The organism is Micrococcus sp. MS-ASIII-49 (assembly GCF_000946635.1).
Taxonomy (GTDB): Bacteria; Actinomycetota; Actinomycetes; order Actinomycetales; family Micrococcaceae; genus Micrococcus; species Micrococcus luteus.
In genome coordinates this window covers 1-26,514 of sequence record NZ_JXSP01000088.1, presented here as the reverse complement: position 1 = coordinate 26,514, position 26,514 = coordinate 1, and the positions used below count along the sequence as shown (strand labels likewise).

Below are 26,514 nucleotides of genomic sequence, written 5' to 3'. Positions count from 1 at the left end.
CAGAACTCAATGGCCCTTGACAGACGATGCTCAGGGACATCCTGGCGTCCAACGTCGTCGAACGAGCACGCCGATTGTCGGCGTGTGAGAACCCATTCGACGCCCTCACCGAACGCACCCATGAGTGGACCGGCCAGGGCAGGATGCGACGACGGGCGCGCGAACTCCGGCCCGAGGTGGCCGGCCTCGAAAAGGTGGTGGCTTCGGCAAACAACGCGGACGAGGAGAACCTCTCCGAGGAGATTCCACATCGGAGCGCCATCAAGGACAGCCGGAACGTGGATGCGGACTACTTCGCCTGCCTGTCCACCGCCGCCTTGGGCGGAAGCGGCGGGGGAAGAGGACGCCCTGGGTGAGGACAGCTTGACGTCGGAGCAGCCGGGCGCCTCGGGCCTGGCCACTGCGCCGATGGCAGCGGCACCGACTCCGCCCCGCTCCGCGCGCAGGCGGCCGACGAGGGGGTAGTGCTGCACGGGGTCCTTCCGGAGGGGCCGGACCGGCCCGGACCGGCCCGGGGCGCACGGAGCCGGCCGGACCGGCCTACGGACCGGACGGTCAGCCCTGGGCCGACTCGACGTCCTCGTCGACCCAGTCGCGGGAGCGTTCCACGGCCTTCTTCCACAGCCGCAGGGCGCGCTCAACCTCCTCCTCGTCCGTGGTGGGCTCCCAGCGCTTGTCCTCTTCCCAGTTGGCCACGAGCTCGTCCTGGGACGCCCAGAACCCCACCGCCAGGCCTGCGGCGTAGGCGGCGCCGAGAGCGGTGGTCTCGATGACCTTGGGGCGCACGACGGGCACGCGCAGCAGGTCCGCCTGGAACTGCATGAGCAGCTCGTTGGCGACCATGCCACCGTCGACCTTCAGTTCGGTCAGGTCCACGCCGGAGTCCGCGTTCATGGCGTCCAGGACCTCGCGGCTCTGGAAGGCGGTGGCCTCGAGCGCCGCGCGGGCGATGTGCCCCTTGTTGACGTAACGGGTCATGCCCACCATGACGCCGCGGGCCGCGGCGTCCCAGTGCGGGGCGAAGAGGCCGGAGAACGCGGGGACGAAGTACACGCCGCCGTTGTCCTCCACGCCGGCGGCCAGGGTCTCGACCTCCGGGGCGCTGGCGATCATCCCGAGGTTGTCCCGCAGCCACTGGATCAGCGAGCCGGTGACGGCGATCGAGCCCTCCAGCGCGTACACCGGCTTCTGGTCGCCAATGCGGTACGCCACCGTGGTGAGCAGGCCGTTGTCCGAGTGCACCGGCTCCTCGCCGGTGTTGATCAGCATGAAGTTGCCGGTGCCGTACGTGTTCTTGGCCTGGCCGACCTCGAAGCACGCCTGGCCGAAGGTCGCCGCGTGCTGGTCGCCCAGGATGCCGGTGATCGGCGTCTCGCGCAGCAGCTGCTGGCCGGATACGGTGCCCACCTCGGCGGAGGAGCTGACGATCTCCGGAAGCATGGACATCGGGATGCCCATGTCCGCGCAGATCTCCTCGTTCCAGTCGAGGGTGTCCAGGTTCATCAGCATGGTGCGGGAGGCGTTGGTGACGTCGGTGACGTGCCGGCCGCCCTCGCCGCCGCCGGTGAGATTCCACACGAGCCACGAGTCCGTGGTGCCGAAGATGAGGTCGCCGTTCTCGGCGGCCTCCCGGGCACCGTCCACGTTCTCCAGAATCCAGGCCACCTTGGGGCCGGAGAAGTACGTGGCCAGGGGCAGCCCGACGCGCTCCTTGTAGCGGTCCGCGCCGACGTCGCCGGCCAGGCGCTCGCAGAGGTGGTCGGTGCGGGTGTCCTGCCACACGATGGCGTTGTACACCGGCTTGCCGGTGTTGCGGTCCCACACCACGGTGGTCTCACGCTGGTTCGTGATGCCCACGGCGGCGACGTCGTGTCGGGTCACCTCGGCGCGGGCCAGGGCCTCGCCGATGACCTCGCGGGTGTTCGTCCAGATCTCCACCGGGTCGTGCTCCACCCAGCCGGCGCGCGGGAAGATCTGCTCGTGTTCGCGCTGACCAGTGGACACGATGGCCCCACTGTGGTCGAAGAGGATCGCGCGCGTGGACGTGGTGCCCTGGTCGATGGCCATCACGTAGCGGGGGGTGGTCATGTCCTACTCCTTCGGAGGTGGTCACGGGGGTGTGGGGGTGGCGGGCACGTTCCCGACGGGGAACGTGCCCGCCGGGGTTGGACGGGCAGACCGCTCAGACGAACAGAGGCGCGGCGAGGCCGGCCAGGACGGCGCCGACGAGCGGGCCGACGATCGGCACCCAGGCGTAACCCCAGTCCGAGCCGCCCTTGTGCCGGATCGGCGCGACAGCGTGGAACAGGCGGGGGCCCAGGTCGCGCGCCGGGTTGATGGCGTACCCCGTGGGGCCGCCCAGGCTCGCGCCGATCGCGACGACGAGCAGGGCCACCGCGAGCGGGCCGAGCCCGGAGGGGGTGGAGCCGAAGAGCAGGATCACGAACACCAGGACGAACGTGGCGATCACCTCGGTGACCATGTTCCACAGCGGGTTGCGGATCTCGGGACCTGTGGCGAACGTGCCCAGGATCGCGCCCTGGTCCGTCTCCGCCTGGTAGTGGTCGCGGTAGGCCAGCCAGGCCAGGGCCGCGCCGAGGAAGGCGCCGATCAGCTGCGCCGCGAAGTACGCGAGCGTGGTGCCGAGGGTCACGGCGATGCCGGGGGCGTACTCCTCGGCGCCGCTGACGAGCAGGCCGACGGTCACGGCGGGGTTCAGGTGCGCACCGGTCGCGGCAGCGACGTAGACGCCCGCGAAGACGCCCAGCCCCCAGCCGAAGCTGATGAGCAGCCAGCCTCCGCCGTTGCCCTTGGTCTTCGTCAGGACGACGTTGGCGACGACGCCGACGCCGAGCAGGAGGAGGATGGCCGTGCCGGCGATCTCATGCAGGAAGATCGTGCCCATGGACGGGCTCCTTTCCGTGGACGGGGGCGGCGTCGGCAGCTGCGAGCGCGGCGGCGGCGGTGACGTCGTCGTGGGCGGTCTCGCCGCGGAGGCGGGCGGCGACGAGGTCCTTGTACGCCCGGATCTCACCGGCGATGCGCTCTTCATCCCAGCCCAGCTCGGGGGCCACGAGGGACGCGATCTCCGCGGCCGCCGCGACGCCGCGGTCACGGACCTCGGTGGACAGGCGCGTGCGGCGCTCGATGACGTCGTCCAGGTGGACGACGCCCTCGGCCCGGGCGGCGTGGACGATCTCGGCGCGCAGGTAGCGCGGCGCCTCGGCGAGAGGGACGCTCAGGGACGGGTCGGCGTCGATCAGGTCGAGCACGTGGCGCAGCACGGTGCCGTAGCGGAACAGGAGCCGGTCCACGCGGGCCTCGTCCAGGCCGTAGTCGGCGGCGATGCGGTCCGCCTCCGCCTCGATCTCCGAGTAGCCGAGGCCGCCGAGCACGGGGATGTGCTCGGTGAGGCTGGGACGGGTCGGGTGGGTCTCGCGCACCACGAAGTCCACGACGTCCTCGGCCATGGCCCGGTACGTGGTCCACTTGCCGCCGGCCACGGCGGTGAGGCCGGGGGCCACCTCGGTGACGGTGTGCTCACGGGAGATCTTGGTGGAGCCGCCGTCGGATCCGGTGACCGGCTGCAGGAGCGGGCGCAGGCCGGCGTACGTGGCGATCACGTCGTCTCGCGTGAGGTCCTCCTTCAGCACCGCGTTGGCGTGCTCGAGGATGTAGTCGATGTCGTCCGCGGTGGTGGCCGGATGGGCCACGTCCTCCGCCCACGGGGTGTCCGTGGTGCCGATCACCCAGTACTCGTCCCACGGGATGAGGAACAGCACGGACTTCTCCGTCTTGGTGATCACGCCGGTGGCGGCGTCGGCGCGGATGCGGTCGCGCGGGACGGTGATGTGGGCGCCCTTGGAGGCGAGCACCTCGAGGCCGCCGTCGGCCCCGGCCAGCTCCTGCTGCTCCTGGGTCCACACGCCCCCGGCCAGGATGACGGCGCGCGCGTGCACGTCGAACTCCTCGCCGGAGGTCTCCTCGCGGACACGCACGCCCTGCACACGGCCGTCGTCGCCGCGCAGGTAGCCGGTGACGGCGGTGTAGTTGGCGGCCACGGCGCCGTGGTCCACGGCGGATCGCACGAGCATCATGGCCAGGCGGGCGTCGTCGAACTGGGCGTCGGCGTACTCCACCGCGCCGACGATCTTCTCGTCGTCGAGGGAGGGGAAGGTCGCGGCCATGGAGCGGCGGCTGAGATGGCGGTGCGCGCCCATCGCGCGGCGGCGGCCGAGCGACTGCATGGCGTCGTACATGGTGACGCCGGCGCCGATGAAGCCGCGGTCGATCACCTTGTGGAAGAACGGGAAGACGAAGCGCAGGGGACGCACCAGGTGGGGCGCGGTCTGGGTGAGCAGCAGGTCGCGCTCCCGCAGCGCCTCGTACACCAGCTTGACGTCCAGCATCTCGAGGTAGCGCAGGCCACCGTGCATGAGGCGGGAGGAGCGGGACGAGGTCCCGGAGGCCCAGTCGCGGGCCTCGACGATGCCCACGTCGAGGCCGCGGGTGGCCGCGTCGAACGCGGCGCCCACGCCGGTGGAGCCGCCGCCCACGACCAGGATGTCGAGGGGGGCCTCCGGGCTGGTGGCCCGGAGGCGGGCGAGGTGGTCCTCCCGCGTGGCGGCGGAGAGGGGGACGGTTCGCAGGGTCGGCATGGGGGGTTGCTCCTTTATCAGTGGAAGCACAGTGTAGTGGCGTGGCTCACGATACCCAGTATCAGCGCGAGCCGAGGTCCATGATGTCACTCCCGGGTCGCGGGTGCCCACGCGCCGGGTACGGTCTCGCGGAACCCGAGCCGCTCGCACAGGGCCACGTCGGTGCGCGTGGAGGTGGCCCGTCTCGCACGGTCCCCGGGCTGTGGCACCTCACCCTGTTCCGCTGGAACGAGGGCGGAGCGCCCCGGGTGACGCGCGCCCACGGGTGAGGCCTCGCCCCTACACTCCGACCATGGACATCACCGTCGGCGCCGTCGGCCGCGCCTCGCTCTCGGACTGGGAGCAGGAATGCTGCGGTGACCCGATCGCCGTGGGGGAAGTCCACGAGCTGATCCTGCTGCCCTCCCGGGGAGTGAGTCAGGCTGGGCCCCTGGCCTCTGCAGGCTGGGTCGTCACCCATCACGACGACGGCAGCCCCGCCGGGTCGATCCCGTTGCGTCGTGTGCGGGCCGTGGTGAGGGCGGCACACGAGGTGTGGCCCTCGGGGCGGCTCGCCGAGATCGACCGCGTCCCCGGCCACGCTGACCTGACGATCCTTGAGCCAGAGGAGGCCACCGGCCTCGGCTTGGGGGAGGTCGTCTACGTCGGCGCCTACGAGCCGGTGCTCCCCGAGACTCCCCGCCCTGACGAGTGGCCTCTCGACCTGGAGATCCTCGAGGACCTCGGTCCGCACACCTGGTGAGCCTCGCGAGTCCACCCCCTCACGGTCTCGAGCTGCATGGGGTGAGCGTAGAAGTCCGTTCGTCGTCATAGATGGCCCCTCACCCCCCGGTCGCTCGCGAGCATCGCGTAGACGAGGGTGTCCGTCCACTCGCCCTTGCTCCACAGGTCCTGCCGGTGGTGTGCCTCTCGACGCATCCCGAGCATCTCGGCCAGTCGGGCGGACGCCGTGTTGCGGGCATCCATCTGTGCCACTACCCGGTGCAGGCCAGACGTCTCGAACCCCAGGTCCAGCAGCGCAGCCGCGGCCTCCCGGGCGAAGCCTTGACCGGCATGTCGCGGATCCAGTGCCCAGCCGATCTCCGCGACACCGCGCTCGCGGTCCGTCAGCCACAGGATCACGTCACCCACGGGGACGCCCGCGTGCTCCACCACCAGGGACGCCGCCCCGGACGGGCCGCCGAGGTCGTCCCACGTGATCCGCTTGGCCAGCTTCGCCCGCGCGGTCGCCTCGTCCCAGGGCTCGTCCAGCAGGTGGCGCACCACCTCGGGCTGCGTGTACATCTCCTGCAGCCAGCCGAAGTCGTCCTCCCGGTGCGGCCGCAGCGTCAGCCGCGCGGTGGGCAACGGCCAGTCAGGGGCGCGGCCGCCCGCAGCCGCGCCCTCCTTGCGCCCCACCGGAGGCGGGGCGTCGACGTCGGCGGGGACCGGCGTCGTCGTGCCGGACGCCCAGTCCTGGCGCAACATTGCGTAGGCCACGGACGCGAGCGGCTCGCCGCCGTCCACGGGCCAGCCGCGCCGGTAGTGCGCCTCCTTGACCCAGCCGGCCCGGCGGAAGGTGCGCAGCATGGGGACGTTGTCCTCGCGGGTCTGGCCCTCGAAGCGGTCCACCGCGGGCATCGTCTCGAAGACGCGCCGGGTGAGCGCGGTGAGGATCTGCGCGCCGAGCCCGCGCCCGCGGAACCGCTCCGCCACGCGCAGGTCGAACAAGGGGGTGGGGTCCGTGAGGTCCTCCAGGCGCACCACGCCGACGCGGCCGTGCTCGGGATGCTCGATCCAGAAGGTGCGGTGGTCCTCATCCTCCCAGGCGCCGCCATCGACGGCCTTCTCCGCCTCCGGCCGGGTGACGCGCGGGCGCGTGTGGAACGGCCACGCGTTCTCGGTGAGCAGGGCGACGAGCGCGTCCCGGTCGGCGCCTGCCGGGTCGAGTGGAGTGAAGGTGACGTCCATGGGGCCGAGAGTAGGGGAGGGGACGTCACCGCCGCCCGTTGCCGTGACCCCATGGCCACGCCCCTCCTCGACCTCGCGGCGCACCGCGCGAGGAAGCCCGGGACGCGCAGGCCGAGATCGGCTGGACCATAGCCCAGGCCCACGCCGGCCGGGGCCGCGCCACCGAGCTGGCCTGTGCCCTGTTGGACCTCGCCTTCGCAGGCCTCGGCGTCCGACCCGTGGAGGCTCACGCCTTCGCGGACAACGCGCCCATCCTGCGCGTGATGGAGAAGGTCGGCCTGCGCCACGAGGGCACCTTCAAGGAGGAGTCACTGCACCGCACCCGCGGCTGGGTGGACGGCGTCACTTACGCGATGCTCGCCTCGGAGCATCGGGCCCGGGGCAGACGGCTTTCCACCTCACGACGCCCAGAAGTACGCAACTCTCTAGACATAACGTTGCGTAAGGTGGCGGCATGAGCAACGATCCGCGCCCGACCCCGTGGGCCGTCGGCTGGGAAGAGCGCCCCTGGGCCGCGGGCCCGGATGACGCCGGGCTGCGCTCCCGCAGCGCTCGCGTGCGCGCCTCGGGCCCGTATCGAGCCGCGCTCCCGGCCCGCATCGCCCGACTCGGGCTCGACCTGCCCTCTGATCTGGCGACCGAGGTCGAGGAGGCGACGGCCGCCGTCGTGCGCTTCGATGCTGAGATCAGCCACGCCCTCCCGGGGCTCACCGGCGAGATCGCCCCGATCGACGCGGTGCTCCTGCGCACTGAGTCCGCGTCCTCCTCGCAGATCGAGCACATCACCGCGGGCGCGCGAGCCCTCGCCCTGGCGACTCTCGGCGAACGCACCCGCCCGAACGCAACGCTCGTGGCGGCGAACGTGAGGGCCATGGGCGCTGCTTCCCGGCTGGCCGCCGACCTCGACGAGCCCGCCCTGCTGGCCGCCCATCGTGCCCTCATGGACGGTCAGGAGCATGCCCGGCCGGGCGCTTACCGCGATGCGCAGGGGTGGATCGGGGGCGGGGCGCCCACGCCGCACACGGCGCAGTTCGTCCCGCCCCACCCGGAGCGCCTGCGTGCCGGGATGGACGATCTCTTCGCCTATCTGCGCCGCACGGACGTACCCGCCCTCGTGCAGGCCGCCACCGCGCACGCTCAGTTCGAGACCATCCACCCGTTCGCGGATGGCAACGGCCGCACCGGGCGCGTCCTCGTGCACGCCGTGTTGCACCGGGCCGGCGCGATCACCCGTATGGGGGTGCCCCTCTCATCGGGACTCCTCACGGACACGGCCGGATACTTCGACGCCCTCACCGCCTACCGCGACGGCGACCCCGCGCCCATCGTGCGCCGCTTCGCACAGGCCGCCCTGGCCGCCGTCGGCAACGGCCGAGAGCTCGTCGCGGACCTGGACGAGGCCCTGACCGGCTGGCGCGAGCGGCTCACCGCCCGGCGGGACGCGGCGGTCTGGCGGGCGCTCGCGGTGATCATCGCGCAACCCGCCGTGACCGTGGACCATCTGGCCCAGGCGCTGGGTGTCTCGCGCCCGGCCGCCCAGCGGGCCGTGGACCAGCTTGTCGAGGCCGGTGTGCTGCAGCCGGTCTCCAGCCAGCGTCGGAACCGGGTGTGGCTGGCCACCGAGGTGCTCGCCTGTCTGGACGAGTTCGCCGCGCGTGCGGGCCGGCGGGGTTGACCGGGTGTGGACTACCGGGCTGACCAGCCTCATGCCGCGTGTAGTGTCCCGGCCATGGTCAGGCGAACACACGAGGTGAGGCCCGCGGGATGACTCGCGGTCCGTCAGCCACAGGATCACGTCCCCACGGGCATGCCCACGTTCCCCACCACCAGAGACACCGATCCGGCAGGGCCAGCCGAGGTCGTCCTCCCGGGGTGGGCGCAGCGTCAGGCGCGCGGTGCGCAACGGCCAGTCAGGGGCGGGGCCGCCCGCAATCGCGCCCTCCCCGCGCTCCACCCGGGACGTCGACGCCGGCTGGGTGCCACGCTTCGACGTCGACGTGCTGGAGGCCGCCCTGCGGCCCGTCCACGAGCGGCCCCGGTGGGAGGAATGGGGGCAGATCGCCGCGCCAACCCTGCTGATCACCGGGGAGAACGGGTACGTGCCCGCCGGAGAGCTGGACGAGATGCGGCGTCGGCGCCCGGATGTGCGGCACGTGCAGGTGCCCGGCGCGGGGCACGACGTGCACCTGGACGCGCCGGAGCGGGTGGCTGAGCTCGTGCGGGGGTTCGCGGCCTGACTGATCTGGGGCAGGATCCCCCCATGGACCACAAGCAGATCCTCCACGACGGGCTGCGCCGCCAGCGTGCGGCCCTCCTCCAGAAGCTCGAGGGCCTCAGCGAGCGCGACGCCCGCCTGCCGCGCACTCCCACCGGCACCAACCTGCTGGGACTGGTCAAGCACGCCGCCGTCGTCGAGCTGGAGTACTTCGGCGAGACGTTCGGCCGCCCCGCCGAGGTGCAGCTGCCCTGGGCGGCGGCGGGGCAGCCGGAGGAGGACAACGTGGACATGTTCGCCGCCGAGGGTGAGTCCCTCGAGGACGTCCTCGAGTTCGCCCGCCGTTGCTTCGCCCACGCGGACGCGACCATCACGGCCCTCGGCGCCGACGCCCCCGGGCGGGTGGCGTGGTGGCCCGACGACAAGGCGGAGGTGACGCTCGCGCAGATCATTGCGCACGTCGCCCTGGACGAGGCCCGGCACGCCGGCCACGCGGACATCCTGCGGGAGCAGATCGACGGGCAGGCCGGCCTGCGCGCCCCGGGGAACAACCTGCCCCCGTGGGACGCCGACCGCTGGGCCGCCCACGTGGACCGTCTGACCGCCATCGCGGAGGGGAGTGGCGGGCCGGGCCGGAACTGAAGGCACATGCCTCCCGTGCCGGTCCTTGGCCTACGGTGTGGCCATGACGAGTACTCCCGCTGCCGCCGTACCCCCTGCCCTCCAGCGCTCATTCGATGCGTGGGCTGCCGCCGGCAGGCCCGCCGACGAGCCCACGCGCTGGTCCTTCGATCACTGGACGGCCCACGTGCCCGACCTGCCCGCCTGCCTCGAGTGTGAGCCGCTGACCCGCGCCGTCGTCACCGGCTACGCCGCGAAGGTGACCGCCGAGGACCGCGCCGTGCAGCGGGACGCCTTCATCGCCGCGATGGTGTGGGGATACGGACGGGTCGGCTACGGCCCCTCCCGGGTGGAGCGCATCATGGCGCAGCCCGGGTTTGAGGAGCAGCTCGCCGACGTCACCCGCATCACCCTCGAGCAGGGCGGGCCCGCGGCCTTCGAGCACATCCGGCAGCAGCGCAAGAGCGGGGTCGGCTGCCTCAAGCACCTCGGCGCGGCCTTCGGCACCAAGTACCTCTACTTCCTCACCAAGGCCCACCGGGAGTCCGACATCGCCCCCGTCCTCGACTCCGTGGTGCGCGCCTGGTTCGCCGAGCATGTGAAGGACGTCGACGTCCGGATCGGCGGCGGCTGGACCTACCCCGACAGGTACCGGACGTACGTCACGACCATGCAGGCGTGGGGTGAGGAACTCAAGATCCCGGCCGACGACGTCGAGCGGCTCATCTTCCTCCAGCAGCAGGACGCCACCCAGGAGCCCTGGCGGGCGAGCTGGAGTTCCGCCGCCGCGGACCCGGAGGCCGGCGAGCTGCTCGAGGCCCTCCGCCTCGCGCTGGCCGACCTGGGCGCCGGGGACGACGCCGAGCCCCACCTGCAGGCTCTGGAGGACGTCATCGCCGACGCGGAGGACCGGGCGCCCGACGAGGCGTGAAGCCCCGCCCGCCTGTGCGCGGTTGGCGTCGAGATGAACGTGTCCGCTGAGCAGCTGATCGGCGACGAGTCCGGCGTGCACCGCGGCCTGTACCGGCGCGTCGTGGACCACGTCCCGTGGCTACGCGGCTTCGTCTGCGACGACCTCCACAATTTCGGCCCAGAGGACCGGTGGATCTTGGCGCGGTGAGGGCTCAGCGATCCATCGCAAGGGCGCCTACCGTGTCCAGGGCCCTCCGTAGGCTCGAGGCGTAGCCGGGGTAGATGTCCCGGACGAAGAGAGGACATTGGCATGACCACCAAGGCGGGGCTCATCGTGGCCGCTTCCCATGCTCTGCAGAACAGTCCCCAGCTGTTCGCACGCGTCGAGGACGGCGGTGTGGTCATTGGTGGGCGTGGCGGCGAGGTCATGCCGGATTCGACCGGGCTGTACGCGGTTGTCGCGCAGGATCCTGACGCGGCGCGAGCCGAGCTGCGATTGGACACGTCTGTCAGTCGAAGCGATGTGCTTTACATCGGCAAGGCCGAGGGCAGCCTGCGGGCCCGCCTGGAACGCAAGCATTTCGCGGGCGGCGGCACCGCGCACTCCACTCTGCGCCGCACTCTGGCCGCACTCCTGGTGGATCGGCTGGACCTGGAGCCAGTCGCCGTCGCCTCCGCGGGTCGATTCTCCCTCACCCCGGAGAGCGGCGAGCAGCTGACCACCTGGATGCGCCGTCACCTCGCCGTCCGTGTGTGGCAGGCGCCCGCCGGGTTCGCGGAAGTGACACCGCTCGGGGGCATCGAGAAGCCTGTGATCGACACGCACACCCCGCCGTTGAACCTCATCTACGGCGGCACCAGCCCCGAAGCACAGCTGCTCCGCCAGCGCATCCGGAAAGCCCGCACGGCCATGGCGGAGCAGGCGAAGCGCGATGTGGACGTGGTGGAAGTCCATTCGTCGGCGCGCGCGACCGTCGGCGACTTGTTCCGCCGCCGCCGCCCCCGCCAGTACGGGCTGCGGGGAAGCATCGGTCTCTGGGAGGAGCTCGCTGAACGGCTCGACGACACCCCCATGCCCACCAGTGAGTATGAACTCGGCCGGCTCCTGCGCGATGCGCTCGATCGCTCCCTCGAGGGGGCCGAGCCTTACGACGAGGACAAGGTCAATGTGGAGCGGTTCAACCGCGGAGGCATGAGTCAGGGCCTCGTCCATCTGCCCTGGTGGGAGGACCAGGCCATCCCCCTCCTCCTCGACCGCTGGGGAGCCTGGGCGGACACCCGGGGTCTCCTCGGCCCGGAGGACTACATCGGGAGCTGGTGACCCGACAGTGTGTGGTGCCTGCCGCCGTCCTCGATGGCCTCCTTCGCCACCGGCCGGGTGACGTGGGGCGCACAGGGAAGGGCCACGTGTTGCCGGTGAGCAGCGCAATGAGCTCCGCGCGGTCCGCGCCGGCGGGGTCGAGACGGGTGATGGCGACGGTCATGGGGCGAGGGTGGGCGCCGGCATCATGGGCGCCTCCCCACCCGGACCCCTTCCGAGTCCGACACAATGCATACATCCATGCATGCATCCGATTACTCTGGCCCGCATGACTCCACTCTCCGACCCCTTATGGGGCAGTCGTGCCACGGCTGCCGGCCGCCTGGCCCACGACGTCGCCTGGCGCATCGTCCGCGGTGAGATCGCCGCGGGGGAGATGCTCACCGAGGTCCAGCTCTCCACGGAGGCCGGCATCTCCCGGACGCCGGCCCGGGAGGCCCTCCTCCAGCTCGAGCGCTGGGGCCTGGTGCGGCTCCTCCCCAAGAAGGGCGCGGCCGTGCAGGCCCTCACGCCGCAGAGCGTGGCCGACCTCACGGCCCTGCGCGGCCTCCTCGAGTCCACCGCCCTCGCCACGGTCGCCGCGCGGCCCGACGCCGTCGGGCCCCTCGTCGCCACGCTCACCGCCAACCTGGAGCAGCAGCGCGCCGCCCTGGACGCCGGCGACCTCGCTGCCTTCTCCGCGCTGGACGTGCGCTTCCACCGGGACGTGATCGCCACGTGCGGCAACGCCGCCTTCGACGAGGTCGTGCGCACCTTCGCCCCCCGCCTGGCACGCCTGATCCACGCCGCCACCGGCGGATCCGTCGACGCCGCCCGCCGCCTCCTCGATGGGCACGCCGAGATCTGCGCCCAGCTGGCCGCCGGGCGCGCCGCAGACGCCCAGCGCGCCCTGCAGGCGCACCTCGACGCCGCGGGGAGCGGCGTCGTCCCCGGCCTGCCGCCAGTGGGCCCGTCCGAGGCAGGTGAACCCCGATGATCGAGGGCCTGCTGATCCTGCTGCTCTGCCAGCTGGCGGGCACGCTCGTGGCCGACACGCTGCACCTGCCGATCCCCGGGGCCGTGCTGGGCATGCTCCTGCTGCTCGGCCTGCTCGCGTGGCGCCGGCCGGCCGAGGACGCGCCGGTGATGACGGCGAGCCATCACCTGCTCCAGCACCTGCCGCTGCTGTTCGTCCCGGCGGGCGTCGGCGTCGTCGCGGTGCTGGGCCTCATCGAGGAACACCGGGCGCTGATGCTGGTCGGCTTCGTGGTGCCCTGGCTGCTGGGGCTGGTGGTCACCGCCGGCGTCGCCGCCCCGCTCGCCCGCCGCCTCACGGACAAGGAGGACGCACAGTGAACGCCGCCGAACTCACCGACTCCCTCGCCGAGGCCTGGGACGCGCTCCTGCACACACCGCTGTTCGGCATCGCGCTGACCCTCGCCGTCGCCGTGCTCTCCCGCCGTCTGTGGCTCGCCGCCCGGCAGACCGCCCTGCTCACGCCCGTGCTCGTGACGATCGTGCTGGTGGCCGCGTTCCTGGCCCTGACCGGCATCGACTACGAGACCTACATGATCGGCGGCAGTTACCTCACCTTCCTGCTGGGCCCCGCCACCGTGGCCCTCGCCGTCCCCCTCTACCGGGCCGGCCCTGACATCCGGAAGCTGCTCCTGCCGGTCGCCGTCGGGGTCACCGTCGGCTCGCTGACCGCCATGGTGAGCGCCGTGCTGATCGTGCGGGCGATGGGCGGGGACGCCGCGCTGGCCGCCACGTTCGCCCCCAAGTCCGCGACGACGCCGATCGCCATGGCGGTGGCCGACGCCGGCGGCGGGATCGTCTCCCTCGCCGCCGTGCTCCCCGTGCTCACCGGCGTGCTCGGCGCCGTGTTCGCCCCCTGGGTGCTCGACCGGCTGCGCGTGCGCGACCCCCGCGTGCGCGGTCTGGCCATCGGCGTGAGCTCCCACGGCATCGGCACCGCCCGCGCCCTCGCTGAGGGGCCGAAGACCGGTGCGTTCTCCGCCCTCGCCATGGCCTGCTCCGGTGTGCTCACCGCCCTGCTGGCCCCGCTGGTGCTGGCGATGACGGGGTGAGGGGCCGGGCGGCCGCCCCCGGCCGGGCAGCCGCCTCGACCCGCTCCGGCCGCGGCGGCCGCCTTACCGTGTCCGCCCCGCCTGCCACCCTGGTCCTCTTCCTTCCCCGCGGGCCGCCCGCCGGCCCTCGCAGGCGCAGTGACGCGGCCCGGTCCTGCGAACGAGAGGACCCCACCCATGATGGGCCCGTCCCACGCGGCCACCGGCGCCGCGGCCTGGCTGGCGCTCACGCACTGGCAGTCGCCGATCGCCGTGCTGCACCTGCCCGCCGAGCTCCAGCTGCTCGGCGCCGTGACCACCGCCGGCGCGGCCATGATCAGCGACTGGGACCACCCCCGCGCCACCGTCGTCCACGCCCTGCCGCCCCTGACCGAGTGGCTGAGCCGCGGCATCCGCCACGTGGCCGGCGGGCATCGGCGCGGCACACACTCGCTGGTGGGGATCGCGGCGTTCACCGCCGTCGCGACGGCGGCCGCCTCCATCCAGGTGCCGATCGCGGGGCACGTCTACACACCGGGGCAGGGGGTCATCGCCGCGTTCCTGGCGGCCGTGGCCGCCAAGGCCCTCCGACTGCTCCCGAACCGGGGATGGAGGGCCGCGTGGGCACTCGGCATCCTGGTCGCGGTGTCGGCGACCGTCCTCAGCGACGGGCTGTGGTGGATCCCCGCCTCCGTGGCCGTCGGCGTGAGCGTGCACATCCTCGGCGACGCCCTCACCAACAACGGGGTGGCCCTGCTCTGGCCGCTCAGCCCGGAGCCTCCCGCGCGCCTGTGGTGGTGGCAGTCCTCCGGACGGTTCCGGCTTCCCCTGCTCGGCCGGACCGGGTCCTGGCGGGAGTGGGCGCTCGTCTCGGTGGTCACCGCGTTCACCGTGGTGCGGGCCGTGCGGCTCGTCCCGCTCGCCGCTCGGGGGGTGGCGGCACTGTTCTGAGCGGCGGCACCCGGCCACCGCCGCCCCCTCACGCCTCCGGGAGCCACCCCGCCCGCACGGTCGCCTCGGTCCCGCGGGGCAGCCTCGGGCGGCCGCCGGCGGCCAGGTCCCGGCAGGCGTCCGTGAGCGCCTCGAACGACCACCCCGGGACCCGGCCCAGCGCCTCGGCCGTGCCGTCCTCGCGCCAGTGCACGTGCCAGTCCCGGCGCCGCAGCCCATGACGGCCCCGCAGGCTCACCCCCGTCCCGACCGCGTGCACGACCGCCTGGTCCACGGCCTCGAGCAGCTCATCCGACCCGGGGTCGCAGGCGTCGCATCCGCAGTCCGGGAGCAGCGCGTGCACCTGCCCCGGGGCACCGACCGCCACCCGGAGCACCGGCAGGACGCCGCCGTCGTCGTCCTGGGGCACGTCCGTCTCCAGCAGCCACCAGGGGGAGGCGCCGTCGACGCAGGCCGGCGGCGCCACCCGCAGCGCCCGGTCCACGGGGGCCGCCAGGTCGGCGCGCCCGGCCTCGTCGAGCGGGATGCCACGCACCGGGTCCGGCACGACGACGGCGCCCGCCTCCGCGAGCACCTCGGCCCACACGCGGGCCCGGGCGCCCGCGATCCGATACCGCTGCGGGTCGGTCACCCGGGAGTACTCCTCCTCCCGAGGCGGGGCGCCGTCCGGGTGCGGGGCAGGCCAGGCGGGCAGGTCGAGGGCGGCGTACCGCCGGGCCACCTCCGCCCGCAGACGCGGCAGGGTCGTCATGGGAGGCTCACCCGTGTGTCCGGCCCGGGCGGTCACCCCGCTCACTCCGCCGGCGTCAGTTCCCGCTTGAGGATCTTGCCGGTGGCGGTCTTGGGCAGCCCGTCCCGCACGGTCACGGTGCGCGGGTACTTGTAGGGCGCCACCTGGGACTTCACGTGCTGGATCAGCTCCTCCTCCGTGGCGTGCGCACCGGGGGCGAGCACCACGTGCGCGGCGACCTCCTGGCCGAGCTCCGGGTGGGGCACCCCCACCACGGCGGCCTCCGCGACGGCCGGGTGCTCGTAGAGCACCTCCTCGATCTCGCGCGGGTACACGTTGAGCCCGCCGCGCAGGATCATGTCCTTCGTGCGGTCCACGATGTAGTAGTTGCCCGCGGCATCGCGCCGGGCGAGGTCGCCGGAGCGGAACCAGCCGTCCTCGGTGATGGCCTGGGCGGTGGCCTCCGGCTTGCCCCAGTAGCCCTTCATCACGTTCTCCCCGCGGATCCACACCTCGCCCAGGGTCTCCTCATCGCCCTCGGGCACCACGGCCCCGTCCGGCGTCACCAGCTGCAGTTCGCACCCGCGGACGGCGCGTCCGATCGAGCCCGGCTGATGCTCCTCACCCGGATGGTTGAAGCACGCCACCGGGGAGGTCTCGGACAGGCCGTAGCCCTCGAGGATCTCGCAGTCGAAGGTGGCCTCGAAGCGGCGCAGCAGCTCCACGGGCAGGGCCGATCCGCCGGAGACGCCCAGGCGCAGGCTGGCCAGGTCCTCCGGATGGTCCTTGGCCGCGGCCAGCACGGCCCCGTACATGGTGGGCACGCCGATGAACACGTCCACCGCGCACTCCCGGACGGTCTGCGCGGCCACGGCGGGATCGAAGCGGGGGATCAACGCCAGGCTGGCGCCCGTCGTCACGGGCGCCATGAGCGCGCACGTGAGGCCGAAGACGTGGAACAGCGGCAGGCAGCCGAGCACGGTCTCCCCGTGCTGGAGCTGGATCAGCGTCTCCGCCGCGGTGTCCGCGTTGGTGCCCATGTTCCGGTGGGTCAGCTGGGCGCCCTTGGGGCGGCCGGTGGTGCCGGAGGTGTAGAGGATGACGGCGTCGTCCTCGAGGTCCCGCTCGACGGTCTCGGTCACCGGGCCGGGGCTCGCCGCGAGGTGCGGGGCGAGGCCGTCCTCGCCGAGGGTGCGCAGCGGCACACCGCGCTCGCGGGCGCCCTCCACGGCTTCCTCGGACGGCACGGACCACAGCATCGACGCGCCCGAGTCCTCCAGGTAGTACTCGATCTCGCGGCGCTTGAACAGCGGGTTCATCGGGACGACGACGGCGCCCAGCTGCAGGGCCGCGAAGAACACCACCGGGAACGCCGGGATGTTCGGCACCATGAGCGCCACGCGGTCCCCGGGGCCGATGCCCTCCTGCCGCATGAGCCCGGCCAGACGCTGGGACTGGTCCTGCAGCTCGGCGTACGTCATGCGGTTCTCGCCGAGGATCAGGGCGGTGGAGTTCGGGTGCTCGGCGGCGGTGCGCTCGAGGCGGGCGGGCAGGGTGAGGGTCACGACGGGCCTCCGAGGGGAGTCGGATGTGATGGGAACCACAGCGTAACGCCCGGCGGTGCTCGTTCGCTGTGAGCCGAGCGGGGTGTGTCGGCGGACCTCACGCCAGCGACATCACCGCGGTTCTGCCCGGCGGTGATGTCGCTGGCGCGCGGTCATCCACCGGCCCCGCCTGCGACGTCGATGTGTCGTCTCCACGGCTCAGGGGCGCAAGACTGGTCCCCGCACACCGCCGCCCGGACCGCCGGGCCAGACCGGAGGACAGACCATGACCGCACAGACCCCCGCCACCCCTGCCATCCCCGAGACGATGAAGGCCGTCGTCATGCGCGCGCCGGGCGACGTCGTCGTGGAGGAGGTGGACACCCCGCGCGTCGCTCAGCCCACGGACGTCGTCCTGAAGCTGGCCGCCGCGTGCGTGTGCGGCTCGGACCTGTGGCCCTACCGCGGTCACAACGACGTCGACCACCGGCGCATGGGCCACGAGTACGTCGGCACGATCGTGGAGAAGGGCGAGGACGTCGCCACCCTCGAGGTCGGTGACTTCGTGATCGGCTCGTTCATGCTCTCGGACAACACGTGCGAGATCTGCCAGGCCGGCTACCAGTCCCGCTGCGTCAACGCCGGCGAGTACACGGGCAGCCAGGCGCAGTACATGCGTGTCGAGCTCGCGGACGGCTCCCTCGTGAAGGTGCCCGGGGGTGAGCCCTCGGACCCGGACCGCCTGGCCGACTACCTCGCCGCCTCGGATGTGCTCGGCACCGGCTGGTACGCCGCCGTCGCCGCGCAGGCCGGCCCCGGCAAGACCATCGCCGTGGTCGGCGACGGCGCCGTCGGCCTGTGCGCCGTCCTGGCCGCCAAGACCCTCGGCGCGGAGCAGGTCATCGTGTTCTCCCGCCATGAGGATCGGGCCGCGCTCGCCCGTGAGTTCGGCGCGGACGTCGTGATCGCCGAGCGCGGCGAGGAGGGCGCCGCCCAGGTGCGCGAGCTCACCGGCGGCTACGGCGCGCACGGGGTGTGCGAGGCCGTCGGCACGCAGGGCTCCATGGACCAGGCCCTGGCCTCGGTGCGCCCCGGCGGGTACGTCGGGTTCGTGGGCGTCTCCCACGACCAGACCCTCGACGGCTCCGACCTCTTCGCCCGGGAGATCCACCTCGAGGGCGGGCCCGCCCCCGTCCGCCGCTTCCTACCCGAGCTGATCGAGCGCATCCAGTCCGGCGAGATCCAGCCCGGCCGCGTGTTCACCGCGCGCATGCCGCTCGACGACGCCGCCGAGGCGTACCAGGCCATGGACGAGCGCCGCGAGATCAAGGTGCTGCTGGAGGTCTGAGCCCCCTGCGGAGTGCGGAGGTGCCGAGGGGCTCCTCCGCCCCTCAGCCCTTCTTCACGGTGATCGTCCACTCCGCGGCGCCGCGCTTCACGAAGTCGGTGACCTCGTGGCCGTTCTCCGCGGCCCAGCGGGGCAGGGAGTCGGTGGCCTGGGTGCAGTCGAAGTCGATCACGAGCTCGTCCCCGGAGGGGATCTGCTGCATCGCCTGGTTGGCCTCCACGAGCGGGAAGGGGCAGACCTGGCCGTCGGTCTCGAGCAGGTGCTTCGCCATGATGTTCTCTCCTTGGTGTCGGTGGTCAGAGGTCGTTCGTGGGCGGGTCGGCTCAGCCGATCGGCGTGAGCTTCACGGGGCGGGCCGCCCCGGCGTCCGCCGCCGCGCCCTCGGCCGAGGTGAGGCCAGAGCCGGAGGTGGGGGCCGGCGTCGTGCCCTTGCCGCGGTGGTTGAGGATGAAGAGCTTGGCCGCCAGGCCGGTGCCCAGCACCATGAACACGAGGGCGGTCCAGCCCTGGAAGCTGAAGGTCGCGGTGTTCACCATCGCGTTGCCGATGGTGCAGCCGCCGGCCCACGCCGCGCCCCAGCCCATGCCGAGGCCGCCGATGATCGAGCGGACGGTGGTCTGCGCGTCGGGAACGCGGACGCGGAACTCGCCGGAGGCCTTCGCGGCGATGAACGAGCCGATCAGCAGGCCCGTCACCATCAGCACGCCCCAGTCCACGAGCTCGAGTTCGCCCGTGCCGATGAACGCGCCGATGTTCGCGGACGGGCCGGTGATGCCCAGGCCGGACTCGCGGCCGGTCGCCCAGGAGAGCGGCCACGCGAGGATCGCCAGCACGCCGATGATCGCGGCGGTGACGAACGGGTGCCACGCCTTCTCGGTGAGCACGTGCGCGAGGCCGGTCTTGGCGGCGGGCAGGCGGAAGCGGGTCATGGCCGCCTCGCGGCGCAGGTGATGACGCACGGCCAGGCCGACGCCGGCCACGAGCAGCGCCACGAACACCCACGGGGACAGCCCCGTGAGCTGCTGGAACGAACCCGTCTGCGTCTCGACGGAGCGGACGGCCTCGGTGGTGCCGGCCAGCGGGCCCTTGCGGAACGCGGTGGCGCCCACGATGTAGAAGATCAGCGCGAACCACGAGCCCACGAGGCCCTCGCCCGCGCGGTAGTACGTGCCGGTGGCACAGCCGCCCGCGAGCACGATCGAGAAGCCGAAGATCAGGCCGCCGATGATCGTGCCGAGCCACGGGAACGTCTCCGCCTCCAGGGTGATCACGCCGAGCGCGTCGAGGGCGAACACGCCCACCGACTGGACGGCCACGATCACCATGAACGCGGTGAGCCAGCGGGTGGACCGGATGGTGAACAGGTCACGGAAGGCGCCCGTGACGCAGAAGCGTCCGCGCTGGAACACGAAGCCCAGGACGAGGCCGAGGAGGAGTCCGGTGATGATCATGCCTGCCATGAGACAGTGTGCGGCCGGGCCCGCGCGCCGCGCAGGACGCGCGGGGTAACAGTCGCAGAGCTGTGCCGGGGACGGCGCGCGGCGGCGCCGTGGGCGACGCTTGACCCTCCCCTTGGGGGAACGCCCACGCTGGGATCACCTGAGAGAGAGGTCGCCCCATGAGCCCCCTGATGACCGTCGGCGAGTTCGCCCTCGCCACCGGACTGAGCGCGAAGGCGCACGCGGCCGAGCTGCGACGCCGCCGCGACCTCGAGGACCGCGCGCTCGCGCTCGCGGTCGCCGGTGTCTACGCGGCCCCGGATCCCGACGACGACGGCGGCCCCGCCCGTCCCGGCCCCGTGGCGGAGCGCACGGTCGGGCCGACGCCGTGGGCCGGCGTCGTGCAGCGGGTGGCCCTGGACGAGGCCGGTGAGGAGTCGACCACCGAGCGCGCGAACGCCGCCTTCGCGACGCTGTTCCAGGCACTCGCGGAGGCGGGGTCGGCACCCGCCGGGCCGCTGTGGACGGCGCTGCGTCCGGTGCCGGGCGCCGCCGACGTCGTGGAGACCGTCCTGGCCGTCCCGCTGAGCGGCCCGGCTCCCGCGGGTCTCAGGGTCGACGGGCACGAGGTGGTGGCCGGGACGCTGCCGCGCCGCGTGGAGCGGTACGTGGACGTGCGGGCCGACACGGGCGAGGTCGACCTGCTCGACGACGCCCCCGGCGGCGCGCTGCCCCATCCGGATCTGCTGGGGCTCATGGACGCGTTCGACATGGAGGACGCCGGTGCCGCGCCGGAGATCCGCCAGATCCTCGCGGACCCGGAGGCCGGACACATCGAGCTGGCGGTGACAGTGCGGGAGGAGGCGGGAGCGGGGCAGGGGTGAGCCGGTGCGGGGGCGGCACGGCGTGTCTGGCCGGCCGACCCTGCCGGTCCCGCGCGGACCCCCGGGGGCTCAGGGGTGCCCGGGGTGGCCCGAATGTGATGGAGTGCACGGATCCTGTCCGCGACCTGGGAAGTGACCATGGAGCAGTTCGTCACCGCCGCCAACTCGATCATGTGGAGCCTGCCCATGGTCGTCGGGCTCCTCGCCCTGGGCCTGTACTTCACGATCCGCATGGCGGCTCCCCAGGTGCGGCTGCTCAAGGACATGGTGGGCCAGCTGGTCAGGGGAGGATCGTCGTCGGCGGGGATCAGCTCGTTCCAGTCGTTCGCCATGGCCCTGGGCGGGCGCATCGGGGTCGGCAACATCGCGGGCGTCGCGGCCGCGATCTACCTGGGCGGCCCGGGCGCGCTGTTCTGGATGTGGGTGACGGCGATCCTCGGCGCCCCCGTGGCGCTCGTGGAGAGCTCGCTGGCGCAGCTCTACAAGCACAAGGTCCGCGGCGAGTACCGCGGCGGGCCCGCGTACTACATCCTCGAGGGGCTCGGCCGGAACTGGCGGTGGCTGGCGGTCGCGTACGCCGCGGCCACCGTGTTCGCGACGGTCTTCACCGGCCCGCAGATCCAGGCCAACGCCGTCACCGCCGCCACGACCGAGGCATGGGGTTGGGATCCGCTGTGGGTGGGTCTCGGGATGGCCGTGCTGTTCTGCGTGATCGTGTTCGGCGGCATGCACCGCCTGGGCCGCACGGTGGGCCTCGTGGTCCCGTTCATGGCCGGCGCGTACATCCTGGTGGGGCTGCTCGTCGTCGGGCTCATGTGGCAGCAGGTCCCCGCGATGTTCGGGCTGATCTTCTCCAGCGCGCTGGGCCTGGACTCGGTCTACGGCGGCATCCTCGGTGCCGCCGTCGCGTGGGGCGTGCGCCGTGCCGTGTACTCCACCGAGATCGGCACCGGTTCGGGCGCCCAGGCCTCGGCGGCCGCCCACGTCTCCCACCCCGTGAAGCAGGGCCTGGCCCAGGCGTTCTCCGCCTACGTGGACACCCTGTTCGTCTGCACCATGACCGGCCTGATGATCCTCGCCACGAACAGCTTCAACGTGCTGGGCCCGGACGGGGAGAGTCTGCTCGCGGAGCACGTGCCCGGCGTCGAGGAGGGCCCGGCGTGGGTCCAGATCGCCATCGACGAGGCACTGCCCGCCTTCGGCCCGTCCTTCGTGGCGATTGCCGTCTTCCTCTTCTCCTTCACCACCCTGCTCTCCTTCGCGTTCTACGCGGAGACGAATGTCGCCTACCTCATCCCGAACAAGACGGCGCAGCGCGCGGTCATCGCGATCGCCCGGCTGATGCTGGCCGGCTCCATGGTGTTCGGGTCCGTGCAGAGCTCGGCCCTCGTGTGGGCGTTCGCCGACTTCGGCGTCGGCCTCTACACGTGGGTGAACATCGTGGCACTCATCCTGCTGAGCCCCGTGGCCATCCGGCTGTTCAAGGACTACGACCGCCAGCGCCGAGCGGGCCAGGACCCCGTGCTGGATCCGGCGGCGATCGGCGTCCGCAACGCCCGCCTGTGGGAGCAGATCCACGCGGCCTACGAGCGCACCGGGGACGTGGACGAGGCCATGGACCACGTCGCGGACACCGCCCCGGACACCCGGGCCATCACCGTGGTCCCGCGCCGGGAGGGCTGAGGACCGACGACGGCGGCCCGGGGCGCCGGACGTCCGCGACGACGTCGGGCCACGGGCCAGGGCCGTCCGCGCGGCCTGAATCCCGGCAGGCTCACCCCATGGACCACAAGGAGATCCTCCATCAGGGGCTGCGCCGGCAGCGCGACGCCCTCTTCGCGAAGCTGGACGGCCTGCCCGAGCGGGAGGTCCGCCTGCCCCGCACCCCCACCGGCACCAACCTGCTGGGCCTGCTCAAGCACGCGGCCACGTGCGAGCTCGAGTACTTCGGCGAGGTCTTCGGCCGCCCCGCCGGCATCCCCCTGCCCTGGGACGCGCCGGGGGTGGGCGAGGAGAACGGCGCGGACCTGTTCGCCGCCGAGGACGAGACCCTCGAGGACGTCCTCGACTACGCGCGGCGATGCTTCGCGCACGCGGACGCGACCATCGAGGCCCTCGTCCTCGACGCGCGGGGGCGGGTCCCCTGGTGGCCCGCGCACCTGGCCGAGGTGACTCTGGCGCAGATCCTCTCCCACGTGGCCCTCGACGCGGCCCGCCATGCCGGCCACGCCGACATCCTGCGCGAGGGGATCGACGGGCAGGCCGGCCTGCGCGGCCCCGGGGACAACCTGCCCGGCTGGGACGCCGAGCGGTGGGCCGCGCACGTGCGGCGGCTCGAGGGGATCGCCCGGGGTGCGGGCCCGGTGCGCTAGCGTCCGCGGTGATGACTCCCCGCTCGCTCGCCGGTCTGGCCCTCACCGTCGCCGCCCTGATGTCCGCCTTCGTGCTGATGGCGCCGACGGCGCCGGGGCTGTTCGTCGGCGTGCTCACGGTGGGGACCTTCGGGTTCGGCCCGTTCTACGGGGAGCCCTCGCGGCAGCTCGTGGACCGGCCGTGGAGGCGGGACACGCGCTGGCGCGATCTCGCCCGCCGGGTCCGCACCGACTGGCTCTCCCGGCAGCTGGGCGCCGTCGGCTGGAACGCGGCCATCAGCCGCCGCATCACCGGCCGGGCCGACCTGCGGCGCATCCGCACCGCCGCCGTGGGCTCCCTCGTCAGCCACGCCGCCTCCGCGGGTCTGCACGCGGTGGCGGGCGTGGCGCTGGCGGCCGTCGGGCATCCGGTCTGGGGCGTGGTCGCGGTGGCCCTGGGGCTCGTGGTGCACGCCTGGCCAGCCCTGCTGCAGGTCTCCGTGCTCGGGCGCATCGACGGACTCCAGACGCAGATCCGCGGGGACCAGCTGCTCTGGTGACCGGCCGGCACCGGGCGGCCCGGCCGAGCACTTTGTGGGCCGAATCCGACGGATGAGCCCCTGAATCGGGCACGGGAGCGTCGCATTCGGCCCGCAAAGCGGTGGGGAGGGGGCAGCGGGGAGAGGGCGGCGAGGAGAGGGCGGCGGGGAGAGGGCGGCACCGCGCGCTCAGCCCTACGCTCGGACCCATGACCGAGCACACATCCGAGCACACCCCCGAGAACCCCCACGTCGTCCGCCGCGGCTCCGGCGTCCCGCTGATCGCGGTGCACGGCAACAGCGTGGACCACCGGCTGCTGCTGCCGCTCGACGACGCCCTCGCCGAGGCCGGGGAGGTCGAGCGGATCTACGTGGACCTGCCGGGCTTCGGCCGGACCTCGGCCCTCCAGGACGACGGCGGCCTCCCCGAGCTCGCCGCCTGGCTCGTGGACTGGATCCGCGCGGAGGTCGGCGAGCGGCCGTTCGCGGTGCTCGGCAACTCCCTCGGCGGCCTGCTCGCCCGGCACGTGGCGGCCGAGTTCGGCGCGCAGGTGTTGGGGCTGGGGCTGCTCGCGCCCGTCGTCGACCCGGACGAGGACCGGCGCACCCGCACCGACCTGGTGGTGCGCGAGCGCGACGACGCCTTCATGTCTACCCTCGACCCCGACGACGCCGCCCCGTTCCTCGAGATGTCCCCGCGGCTGACGCGGGACACGTGGGAGCGGTTCCGCGAGCACGCGCTGCCGGGCGTCCGCGCCGTGGACGAGGAGGCGCTGAAGCGCCTGTCCGCGCGCTACGTCCTGGACGCCGTGCCGGAGGAGGCCGCGCCGCCGTTCGAGGGGCCCGCCCTGATCCTCACCGGCCGGGAGGACCACCTCGTCGGCTACCGGGACCAGGCCGCGCTCCTGGAGCATTACCCGCGCGCCACCTACGCGGCGCTCGACGCCGCCGGCCACAACGTGCACCTGGACCAGCCGGAGGTCGCCGAGGCGCTCGTCCGCGCGTGGGCGGTGCAGGTGGGCCGCGCGGCGTCGGACTGAGGCGGGGTCAGGGGGAGGGACGGGCCTCCACCCGGGCCTCCGCCTCGGCGCCCGCCCCCACCCCGACGCCGGCCCGCGCCAGCAGGCCGTCGGCCACCCGCAGCAGGGCGGCGACCGCCACGAAGAACACGAGGATCGCCACCACGTAGACGGCGACGCCGTCGTAGCCCAGCCGCGGGACGTCCAGGATCGTGTACGGGTACCAGTCCAGCCACGGCCCGCGCAGCAGCGTGAACGCCAGCCAGGCGAGCGGGATGAGCGTGGACAACCACACCACCCGCCACGTGATCTGCCGCCGCGGCCCGAAGACCGCCCACAGCACCGGGGTGAGGATCGGCGTGACGATGTGCTGCAGGGTGTCGTTGAACCGCTCGACGGCGGTCATCGGGTCGGCGTCCCGCAGCAGCACGTTGAACACCACGCCCGTGATCACGATGCACACCACCCCCGTCACCCGCAGCACCCGGAACAGCGTGCCCGGCCGGTGCAGGCGCAGCGCCAGCAGCAGGGACGTCAGCCCCACCAGGAAGTTCGAGAGGAACGTGAAGTACGTGGGCTGGTTGAGCATGTGCTCCCAGCCGCCCTCGAGCACGCCCGCGTAGCCCGCGTCGGCCGGCAGGTCCGAGGACTTCCACGAGCCGATCCACAGTGAGAGCAGGTTGCCGCCCAGGGACAGGGCCGCGGCGACGGCGAAGGCAGGCCGCGCCGTCGTCGTCCAGCGGCCGGAGGGGGTGGGGAGGGTCATGCGCCCATCCTGCCGGAGCGCGACGCCGCCCCCGGTGCACTGGCCGAGCCGCTCGGGCCGGCGGGCGTGTCCCGGCCGGCGGTCCGGACCCTACGCTCGGCACCATGATCCGGACCCCCTGGACCCGCACCCCCGCCGGCGCGAGGCGCGCGCGCCGCCCCCGACAGTTCCGCCGCGTGACGACGACCGGGCCCGCCGCCGTGGACGTGGCCTGGGCCCGCTACGCCGACCTGCGCCTGTGGCCGCGGTGGGCTCCGCAGATCCGCGCCGTGGAGGCGCCACGGCGCCGGCTGCGGGCCGGGCTTCGCGGCGTGGTCCACGCGCCCCTGGGGCTGCGCGTCCCGTTCGTGGTCGAGGAGGTCGACGACGACGCCCGCACCTGGCGGTGGACGGTGCGGGTGGCCGGGACGGCGGTCTCCATGACGCACGACCTCACCGCCACCCCCCGCGGCACCCGGGCGGGGCTGACGGTCCACGGGCCCGCCGTCGTCGCCCTGGCCTACCGACTGCCGGCCCGCGTGGCGCTGCGGCGGCTGTGCCGGGCGCACCTCTGAGGGCGGACCGCCGGGCCGGGCCTGTGGCCAGGGGCCCCGCCCGCCTCACACCGCCGCGGCGTCGGTCCGCAGCTCGACGCGCGGCCAGTCGGCGAGGTCGGCGAGCATCTGCCGGTCGTGGGTCACCACGACGACGGCCTGCTCCGTGACCTGCAGGGCCTCGGTCATCTCGTCCACGAGCGCGGGGGAGAGGTGGTTCGTCGGCTCGTCCAGCAGCAGCACGTGGGGGCGCTCGATGAGCACCATCGCCAGGTGCAGACGGGCCTGCTGCCCCTGGGACAGGCGTCCGACCGGGGTGTCCGCGGCCTCGGCGGTGAGCAGCCCGAGCGAGGGCAGCGTGGGGGCCGGCAGGGGACGGCCCAGGTCGTCGACGCCGGCCTCGTCCGCGCCGACGCGGCGCACGTGCTCCTCGAACACGGCGGCGGCGGTGCGCTCCTCGTCCCACGCGGGGGTCTCCTGCGCCACGAGGCGCACGCGCACGTCGGCGCCCACGGTCACCAAGCCGCTCGTGGGCTCCAGGTCCCCGGCGAGCACGCGCAGCAGCGTGGACTTCCCGGCCCCGTTCGGGCCCGTCACCAGCACGCGGCCGCCCGGCACGAGGGCCGCGCCCATCGGCTGCTCGAGCCGCCCGGCCACGCGCACGGCGTCCGCGGTGAGCAGGACGTCG

29 protein-coding genes and 1 pseudogene are annotated in these 26,514 nt (G+C 73.3%); 20 read left to right on the top strand and 10 right to left on the bottom strand.

Annotated features, from left to right (window positions below):
• Positions 1-26 precede the first annotated feature (26 nt).
• Positions 27-356 carry a hypothetical protein gene (locus tag SJ20_RS11715; RefSeq protein ID WP_230956183.1) on the top strand — a complete coding sequence of 110 codons (330 nt, stop codon included), beginning with the start codon at positions 27-29 and terminating at the stop codon, positions 354-356.
• A 199-nt stretch (positions 357-555) separates the two neighbouring features.
• Here SJ20_RS11715 and glpK read toward each other — a convergent pair whose 3' ends face one another.
• The 3 genes from glpK to SJ20_RS06645 form a co-directional block, all read right to left on the bottom strand.
• Positions 556-2,088 carry a glycerol kinase GlpK gene (gene glpK / locus SJ20_RS06655; RefSeq protein WP_044659371.1) on the bottom strand — a complete coding sequence of 511 codons (1,533 nt, stop codon included), beginning with the start codon at positions 2,086-2,088 and terminating at the stop codon, positions 556-558.
• 94 nt (positions 2,089-2,182) lie between these two features.
• Positions 2,183-2,905 carry an MIP/aquaporin family protein gene (locus SJ20_RS06650; protein ID WP_010079813.1) on the bottom strand — a complete coding sequence of 241 codons (723 nt, stop codon included), beginning with the start codon at positions 2,903-2,905 and terminating at the stop codon, positions 2,183-2,185.
• Positions 2,883-4,658 (bottom strand): glycerol-3-phosphate dehydrogenase/oxidase, encoded by a 1,776-nt coding sequence (locus SJ20_RS06645; RefSeq protein ID WP_044659370.1) that lies wholly within the window; start codon positions 4,656-4,658, stop codon positions 2,883-2,885. Before SJ20_RS06645 ends, SJ20_RS06650 begins: the two co-directional genes overlap by 23 nt.
• Positions 4,659-4,950: 292 nt before the next feature.
• Here SJ20_RS06645 and SJ20_RS06640 point away from each other — a divergent pair, with 292 nt between their 5' ends.
• Positions 4,951-5,400, top strand: a complete 450-nt coding sequence (locus SJ20_RS06640; RefSeq protein ID WP_044659369.1) for a hypothetical protein — start codon at positions 4,951-4,953, stop codon at positions 5,398-5,400.
• 65 nt (positions 5,401-5,465) lie between these two features.
• On the opposite strand, the gene SJ20_RS12350 is transcribed toward SJ20_RS06640, so the two are convergent.
• Entirely contained in the window at positions 5,466-6,608 is a 1,143-nt protein-coding gene (locus tag SJ20_RS12350) for a GNAT family N-acetyltransferase (RefSeq protein WP_044659368.1), read from the bottom strand.
• A 110-nt stretch (positions 6,609-6,718) separates the two neighbouring features.
• Between SJ20_RS12350 and SJ20_RS06630 the strand changes: the two are divergent.
• The 11 genes and pseudogenes from SJ20_RS06630 to SJ20_RS06585 all read left to right on the top strand — a co-directional run.
• Positions 6,719-7,066 (top strand): annotated as a pseudogene (locus SJ20_RS06630) (GNAT family N-acetyltransferase); the annotation flags it as partial.
• Positions 7,063-8,283, top strand: a complete 1,221-nt coding sequence (locus SJ20_RS06625; protein WP_044659367.1) for a Fic family protein — start codon at positions 7,063-7,065, stop codon at positions 8,281-8,283. The pseudogene SJ20_RS06630 and the gene SJ20_RS06625, both read left to right, overlap by 4 nt.
• 220 nt (positions 8,284-8,503) lie before the next feature.
• Positions 8,504-8,845, top strand: coding sequence for an alpha/beta fold hydrolase (locus SJ20_RS06620; RefSeq protein WP_049147456.1), 342 nt, complete (start codon positions 8,504-8,506; stop codon positions 8,843-8,845).
• Between the two features lie 23 nt (positions 8,846-8,868).
• A complete protein-coding gene (locus SJ20_RS06615) occupies positions 8,869-9,465 on the top strand; it encodes a DinB family protein (RefSeq protein ID WP_044659366.1) in 597 nt (198 codons plus the stop codon).
• Positions 9,466-9,508: 43 nt separating this feature from the next.
• Complete coding sequence (locus SJ20_RS06610) at positions 9,509-10,375, top strand: hypothetical protein (protein ID WP_131661463.1); 867 nt, start codon at positions 9,509-9,511, stop codon at positions 10,373-10,375.
• A 33-nt stretch (positions 10,376-10,408) separates the two neighbouring features.
• The gene (locus tag SJ20_RS12005; protein ID WP_155643142.1) at positions 10,409-10,564 is read left to right on the top strand and encodes a hypothetical protein; all 156 of its coding nucleotides are present in this window, start codon (positions 10,409-10,411) and stop codon (positions 10,562-10,564) included.
• A gap of 102 nt (positions 10,565-10,666) precedes the next feature.
• Positions 10,667-11,677: a GIY-YIG nuclease family protein gene (locus SJ20_RS11595; RefSeq protein WP_052833440.1), complete on the top strand. Its 1,011-nt coding sequence runs from the start codon at positions 10,667-10,669 to the stop codon at positions 11,675-11,677.
• A 268-nt stretch (positions 11,678-11,945) separates the two neighbouring features.
• Positions 11,946-12,653: a GntR family transcriptional regulator gene (locus tag SJ20_RS06600; RefSeq protein WP_041104849.1), complete on the top strand. Its 708-nt coding sequence runs from the start codon at positions 11,946-11,948 to the stop codon at positions 12,651-12,653.
• Entirely contained in the window at positions 12,650-13,012 is a 363-nt protein-coding gene (locus SJ20_RS06595; RefSeq protein WP_036315546.1) for a CidA/LrgA family protein, read from the top strand. The genes SJ20_RS06600 and SJ20_RS06595 overlap by 4 nt, the downstream gene beginning before the upstream one ends.
• Complete coding sequence (locus tag SJ20_RS06590) at positions 13,009-13,743, top strand: LrgB family protein (RefSeq protein WP_044659364.1); 735 nt, start codon at positions 13,009-13,011, stop codon at positions 13,741-13,743. Before SJ20_RS06595 ends, SJ20_RS06590 begins: the two co-directional genes overlap by 4 nt.
• A 177-nt stretch (positions 13,744-13,920) precedes the next feature.
• Positions 13,921-14,673 (top strand): metal-dependent hydrolase, encoded by a 753-nt coding sequence (locus tag SJ20_RS06585; protein WP_044659363.1) that lies wholly within the window; start codon positions 13,921-13,923, stop codon positions 14,671-14,673.
• A 28-nt stretch (positions 14,674-14,701) separates the two neighbouring features.
• Here the strand turns inward: SJ20_RS06585 and SJ20_RS06580 are convergent, their stop codons facing one another.
• A complete protein-coding gene (locus SJ20_RS06580; RefSeq protein ID WP_044659362.1) occupies positions 14,702-15,424 on the bottom strand; it encodes a DUF6226 family protein in 723 nt (240 codons plus the stop codon).
• Positions 15,425-15,465: 41 nt separating this feature from the next.
• Positions 15,466-16,968: a long-chain fatty acid--CoA ligase gene (locus SJ20_RS06575; protein WP_044659361.1), complete on the bottom strand. Its 1,503-nt coding sequence runs from the start codon at positions 16,966-16,968 to the stop codon at positions 15,466-15,468.
• Between the two features lie 265 nt (positions 16,969-17,233).
• Between SJ20_RS06575 and SJ20_RS06570 the strand changes: the two genes are divergently transcribed.
• The gene (locus SJ20_RS06570; RefSeq protein ID WP_044659360.1) at positions 17,234-18,295 is read left to right on the top strand and encodes a zinc-binding dehydrogenase; all 1,062 of its coding nucleotides are present in this window, start codon (positions 17,234-17,236) and stop codon (positions 18,293-18,295) included.
• Between the two features lie 43 nt (positions 18,296-18,338).
• Here SJ20_RS06570 and SJ20_RS06565 read toward each other — a convergent pair whose 3' ends face one another.
• Together SJ20_RS06565 and SJ20_RS06560 are read right to left on the bottom strand one after the other, a co-directional pair.
• Entirely contained in the window at positions 18,339-18,566 is a 228-nt protein-coding gene (locus tag SJ20_RS06565; protein ID WP_002855519.1) for a sulfurtransferase TusA family protein, read from the bottom strand.
• Between the two features lie 52 nt (positions 18,567-18,618).
• A complete protein-coding gene (locus SJ20_RS06560; protein WP_044659359.1) occupies positions 18,619-19,746 on the bottom strand; it encodes a YeeE/YedE family protein in 1,128 nt (375 codons plus the stop codon).
• A 167-nt stretch (positions 19,747-19,913) separates the two neighbouring features.
• On the opposite strand from SJ20_RS06560, the gene SJ20_RS06555 reads away from it, so the two are divergent.
• The 5 genes from SJ20_RS06555 to SJ20_RS06535 all read left to right on the top strand — a co-directional run bounded on the left by SJ20_RS06555 (position 19,914) and on the right by SJ20_RS06535 (position 24,548).
• Positions 19,914-20,618: a hypothetical protein gene (locus tag SJ20_RS06555; RefSeq protein WP_044659358.1), complete on the top strand. Its 705-nt coding sequence runs from the start codon at positions 19,914-19,916 to the stop codon at positions 20,616-20,618.
• Between the two features lie 138 nt (positions 20,619-20,756).
• Positions 20,757-22,301: a sodium:alanine symporter family protein gene (locus SJ20_RS06550; protein WP_044659357.1), complete on the top strand. Its 1,545-nt coding sequence runs from the start codon at positions 20,757-20,759 to the stop codon at positions 22,299-22,301.
• 98 nt (positions 22,302-22,399) lie between these two features.
• Positions 22,400-22,990: a DinB family protein gene (locus SJ20_RS06545; protein ID WP_044659356.1), complete on the top strand. Its 591-nt coding sequence runs from the start codon at positions 22,400-22,402 to the stop codon at positions 22,988-22,990.
• Positions 22,991-23,001: 11 nt separating this feature from the next.
• A complete protein-coding gene (locus SJ20_RS06540) occupies positions 23,002-23,529 on the top strand; it encodes a hypothetical protein (protein WP_036315583.1) in 528 nt (175 codons plus the stop codon).
• A gap of 188 nt (positions 23,530-23,717) precedes the next feature.
• A complete protein-coding gene (locus tag SJ20_RS06535) occupies positions 23,718-24,548 on the top strand; it encodes an alpha/beta fold hydrolase (protein ID WP_020627045.1) in 831 nt (276 codons plus the stop codon).
• 7 nt (positions 24,549-24,555) lie between these two features.
• Here SJ20_RS06535 and SJ20_RS06530 read toward each other — a convergent pair whose 3' ends face one another.
• The gene (locus SJ20_RS06530) at positions 24,556-25,293 is read right to left on the bottom strand and encodes a Pr6Pr family membrane protein (protein ID WP_020627044.1); all 738 of its coding nucleotides are present in this window, start codon (positions 25,291-25,293) and stop codon (positions 24,556-24,558) included.
• Between the two features lie 104 nt (positions 25,294-25,397).
• Here SJ20_RS06530 and SJ20_RS06525 point away from each other — a divergent pair, with 104 nt between their 5' ends.
• The gene (locus tag SJ20_RS06525; RefSeq protein ID WP_020627043.1) at positions 25,398-25,847 is read left to right on the top strand and encodes an SRPBCC family protein; all 450 of its coding nucleotides are present in this window, start codon (positions 25,398-25,400) and stop codon (positions 25,845-25,847) included.
• Between the two features lie 45 nt (positions 25,848-25,892).
• Here SJ20_RS06525 and SJ20_RS06520 read toward each other — a convergent pair.
• On the bottom strand, positions 25,893-26,514 hold a 622-nt coding region (locus SJ20_RS06520; RefSeq protein ID WP_044659355.1), incomplete at its 5' end, for an ATP-binding cassette domain-containing protein.